At 39.8% G+C, this 4,202-nt stretch carries 4 protein-coding genes and 1 pseudogene; 3 read left to right on the top strand and 2 right to left on the bottom strand.

All coding sequences use genetic code 11. The annotated features are described in order from the left end of the window. The 3 genes and pseudogenes from ACR2F7_RS14325 to ACR2F7_RS14315 form a co-directional block, all read left to right on the top strand. Nucleotides 1-856, top strand: a pseudogene (locus tag ACR2F7_RS14325) (SusC/RagA family TonB-linked outer membrane protein); the annotation flags it as partial. A 47-nt stretch (nucleotides 857-903) separates the two neighbouring features. Next, nucleotides 904-2,232 (top strand): RagB/SusD family nutrient uptake outer membrane protein, encoded by a 1,329-nt coding sequence (locus ACR2F7_RS14320; protein WP_432714231.1) that lies wholly within the window; start codon nucleotides 904-906, stop codon nucleotides 2,230-2,232. Nucleotides 2,233-2,311: 79 nt separating this feature from the next. Further along, entirely contained in the window at nucleotides 2,312-3,064 is a 753-nt protein-coding gene (locus ACR2F7_RS14315) for a LytR/AlgR family response regulator transcription factor (RefSeq protein ID WP_432714230.1), read from the top strand. A gap of 2 nt (nucleotides 3,065-3,066) precedes the next feature. On the opposite strand, the gene ACR2F7_RS14310 is transcribed toward ACR2F7_RS14315, so the two are convergent. Beyond that, nucleotides 3,067-3,537, bottom strand: coding sequence for a hypothetical protein (locus tag ACR2F7_RS14310; protein WP_432714229.1), 471 nt, complete (start codon nucleotides 3,535-3,537; stop codon nucleotides 3,067-3,069). 145 nt (nucleotides 3,538-3,682) lie between these two features. After that, the coding region (locus ACR2F7_RS14305) for an MFS transporter (protein ID WP_432714228.1) at nucleotides 3,683-4,202 on the bottom strand (520 nt) is incomplete at its 5' end.

The following is a 4,202-nucleotide window of genomic DNA, read 5'->3' as shown; positions in this document are numbered from 1 at the left end:
CAGAAACATCAGCAACAAAAGTTTCCAGTGGTTTACAGACTTTAACATTGCCCATAACAAAAGTAAAGTGCTCACTGAAAAAGTACGTGCTAACCAATACACACCATCCAGAGAAGGTTACCCAGTAAATGCGCTGTTTGTTTTGAAAACAGAAGGATTAGATGCAGATGGCATTCCACAATTTAAAAAAGATGGTAAAATAGTTTCATTAGAGAATTTCTATAGTTTGTATGATCCTTGGGCTGATTTCTTTCCGGGTGAATTGTCACAGAGTTCTTTAACAGGAAAGGATTACCAGAACTTGTATACTTATGCTGGCGACCGGGATCCTAAATATACTGGTGGTTTAATTAACCGTTTCCGTTATAGCAATCTTGATTTTACCATATCTGCGATCTTCAACATTGACCAGATGATGGTTTCTGCACCAACATATAATCCTGCAGAAGTTGACCGTGGGCAAAATTACTCCCGCGACCTTTTAAATGCATGGACCCCAGCAAATAATAATGGTACCTTGCCTCAAATTATTGGTAGAGACACAGGTGATGGCAGTCGTTGGATGGCCTATAACTGGCTAAGTGGCGGTGATCAGGTGAACTCTTATCAAAACCTTGATATTTTCACTAAGCAAATGAGCTATGTGCGCATCAACAGCATGCGTTTAGGCTATACATTGCCTTCAAAAATTGCAGGAAAGATTAAAGCAAATACATTGAGGTTTAGTGTGGAAGCCAGAAATATGTTTGTCTTTGGCAGTGGCTATGATGGTTATTTCGATCCTGAAACCTATGGTAATATTTATGCACAACCAATTACCAAAAGTATCTCTTTTGGCTTAAATGCTACCTTTTAATTACTTATTTGCTGTCGGGCAAATTAGGCCCTTTTTTATATTAAATAATGATGAATAAAATAATACAACTCACCACAGCATGCCTGATTTTACTCTCGCTAAACAGCTGTAAAAAATACCTGGATATTGAACCAGTTGGAAAGGTAATTCCGAATACCACAGAAGATTTCAGAGCTTTACTGACTTCGGCTTACAGCAGTTTTGCAGATCATAAATCGCTATTGGCGGTAAGGGCTGATGAATTGTTATTGGACGACTATGGCTATGATTTTGCCAGCTTCCGTGATTTATATAAATGGAATGACAATAACCCTGATGCGGTAACTTTATCATATCCTTACCTGGCTTTTTACAGGACTATCTTTTATGCTAATGAGGTGATTGCTGAAGTAGAAAACAGGACTGGAAAAAATACAGAAAGCGACCAGATGAAAGGTGAAGCTTATTTATTGCGTGCTTACAGTCATTTTGAGCTGTTGAATATGTATGCTAAGCCATATGATTCAAATACCGCAGCGACAGATCGTGGTATTGTATTGTCATTGAAAATGGACCTGGAGCAAAATTATGCACCAGCAACAATCGCTGATGTTTATAAACAAGTAATCGCAGACATTACAGAAAGTAAGAAGTTCCTTCGTGTAGACAAATTTGAAGCAGGCAAAAACTATCGTTTCACTAGAAATGCGGCATTGGCATTAGAAGCACGTGTTTTCCAGTATATGGGCAATGATGCCCAAGCTTTAGTTGCTGCACAGGCTGCTTTGCAAATGAATAACAAACTGGAAGATTTGAATAACGAAGACAGTAAATTGCCTAACCATTACCAGGCGATAGAAAATATCATGTCGATGGAGAAAGGCTTTAGTACCTTGATTAGCAATACGTCTTACATTTCTCCAGATTTGTTAAACAGTTACAACAAGGAGAACGACTTGCGCTTTTCTAAGTACTTTAGTAAATCGGGTAGCAGGTATGTAGCTGTAAAAGGTGCTTCAGATGCTTTGAAAATATCTTTCCGTAATGGCGAGTTATATCTTGTTCTTGCAGAAGCAGCGTTAAATACCAATCAAACTGATCTTGCCTTAAAGAGTTTACTTGACTTAAAAGCTAAACGTTTGAAACCTGGTTATTTTAACACGGAAAAAATACGTTTACAAGATTTAGATAAAGCAGCGCTTTTAAAAGAGATTGTTGCGGAACGTCAAAGAGAACTGGCGTTGGAAGGTCATCGCTGGTATGATTTAAGACGTTATGGACAACCAGAGATAACGCATGAAATAGAGGGTGAAACCTTTAAGCTTTCGGCTGGTGATCCAAGGTATACCATCAGGTTTCCAAAGGAAGCTATTGCCAGCAACCCAAACTTAAATTAAAAAAGATTACCTTTTTCAGATCATCCGGCTTGTGTACACAGGCCGGATTTTTTTTATATTTACCGTTCAGGAATAAAGAATGAGAGTATTGATTATTGAGGATGAAGAGTTGGCTGCAGCTACATTGCAGGATATGCTCCAAAACCTTAAGCCAAACTTAAAAGTTCAGGCTGTTTTAGGAACGGTGGAAGCCGCCGTCAACTGGTTGACGAATCATAGCGCTGACTTGATTTTTATGGACATTCACCTCGGTGATGGGGAAAGTTTCCAGATATTTCAACAGGTCAAAATTAATTGTCCTGTAATTTATACCACGGCCTACGATCAGTATAGCCTCAAAGCTTTCAAAAATCAAGGTATAGACTATCTATTGAAACCTTTTGATGAAGAAGAGGTTGCCGCGGCACTGACTAAATTAGGCGATCTTACCACTACCGTTCAAGCATTTGCTTCTCTATTAAGTGCTGAAACACATGCCCCGATGCCAGCCATCCAAACAAGGTTTTTAGTCAAAGCAGGTAAGTTGTTAAGAACTGTGCAGGCTGCTGATGTAGCCTATTTTATGGCCGAGGATAAGTACTTGTTTTTAGTTACTACAGCAGGGCAGAATTACATTATCGAAGAAACCATTGGCAGCATGGAGCCTAAACTAGATGACCGGAATTTTTTCCGCATCAACCGCAAGTTCATCATTCATATCAATGCCATCCAGGAAATGCATAAACTCCCTCGAAACCGGGTGCGCATCACTTTATCACCTTTGCCTGATGGGGTAGCTGTAATAGTGAGCGAAGATCGTTCTGCTGCTTTTAAACAATGGCTTAACCGATAAATCTACGGACAATCAACAGTTTCAAGAACAATACCATCGCCAAATTTCAAATCGCTGGTATTTTTGAAAACCACCGCACCCTCTTTGTCAACCACAGGACCATAACCTTCCAACAGCTGGTTATTTTTCTTTAAGAATGCAATTTGTCTGACGGAAGATGTACCCTCCGAATTAAAAGTGTAGTTCAACAACAAGGTATCACCCATCATTTTTCCACTTACTTTTCCTTCATTGCTGTCTTTTTCATACAGCTGGTAACGCAGTTCGCCGCTATAGGCTTTACCTCTTTGTTCTAATGTCAACGTTACGGTGTCGCGGTTTTTCATAAAACTGTAACATGCTTTATGCACACTGGCATTACTGCTATCGCTGGTATTAAGCTGCTGCTGTGCCTCGGTTTTAGGTTGCTGCTGACAAGCGGCGAATAGCATTGTAATGGCTAGTAGGGGGAAGAGGATGTTCCTGAAGATCATAGCACTAAGGTTTAAAATATAGGTCTTGCAAAGACCAGGCCTAAAAGATGATATGGTCTGGATTAATATTTACCGTATACGATAAAGGCCGTTTATAATACTTAATTTAAGCATTGCAAACGGCCTATTCAAATGTAAAATCTCTTTAATTTAATATAGCAGGCTGCAAAGCCGGGGCTGTTCTTTTGTTTCTTGCAATCAACATCCAGGCAAAGGCAGCACCAATAAGTGCCATCAGTGTACCTATAATAACCGGTGAAGTATAATCGTAACCTGCAAGTAAAGGTAAACCACCTAAAAAGGCACCTAATGCATTACCAATGTTAAAACTAGCCTGACTAACCGAAGCGGCAATCATTTCAGAGCCTTTTGCCGTGTTGATCATCAGCATTTGTATCGGTGAGGCTAATGCAAAGGCAACAGCACCAGTGATGAAGGTCATCACCAGCGAAAAGATCTGGTTGCCAGATATATAGTGCACAATAGTAAGGGTAATGGCCATGCTGACCAGCAACACCACACAAGCTTTGGCAGGTGAAAAGCGATCGGCAAGTTTACCGCCGATTAAATTACCGACAAACATGCCTAAACCAGCCAGAATCAAGATATAAGTAATAGAATCTCCAGAAAATCCACCTACTTCGGTAAGTAAAGGTGCAATATAG

The sequence above is a fragment of the Pedobacter sp. genome, assembly GCF_045628745.1.
Classification (GTDB): Bacteria; Bacteroidota; Bacteroidia; order Sphingobacteriales; family Sphingobacteriaceae; genus Pedobacter.
Note: the sequence above shows the minus strand (reverse complement) of the source record. Positions and strands in the feature narration are given on the sequence as shown.

Coding starts and splice junctions, on each gene's coding strand:
- ACR2F7_RS14315 (WP_432714230.1), top strand. CDS start 2,312: ATGAGAGTATTGATTATTGAGGATGAAGAGTTGGCTGCAGCTACATTG.
- ACR2F7_RS14320 (WP_432714231.1), top strand. CDS start 904: ATGATGAATAAAATAATACAACTCACCACAGCATGCCTGATTTTACTC.
- ACR2F7_RS14310 (WP_432714229.1), bottom strand. CDS start 3,537: ATGATCTTCAGGAACATCCTCTTCCCCCTACTAGCCATTACAATGCTA.